Below are 206 nucleotides of genomic sequence, written 5' to 3'. Positions count from 1 at the left end.
CGGGCCACCTTGATCTTCGCTCGCTGCCAGTTGCTGCCGCCTCGCATGCGGCGCGACATCCGGCGTTGCCACTTCGCCAACTGCTGTTCATAGCGGCGTGTGTGTCTCGGATTCGCGACAACCTCGTCATCAGAGGTCACCGCCAGATACTTCAGGCCTACATCGATTCCGATCGTCTGCTCACGAACCGGCAGCGGCTGGATGTC

General features: G+C 61.7%; 1 protein-coding gene. It reads right to left on the bottom strand.

The window, feature by feature from the left end:
• Nucleotides 1–206, bottom strand: a 206-nt coding sequence (locus PA598K_RS35205; protein WP_148092062.1) for a transposase, incomplete at both ends; no start/stop codon positions are given.

It is taken from the genome of Paenibacillus sp. 598K (genome assembly GCF_003851045.1).
Lineage (GTDB): Bacteria > Bacillota > Bacilli > Paenibacillales > Paenibacillaceae > Paenibacillus_D.
Note: the sequence above shows the minus strand (reverse complement) of the source record. Positions and strands in the feature narration are given on the sequence as shown.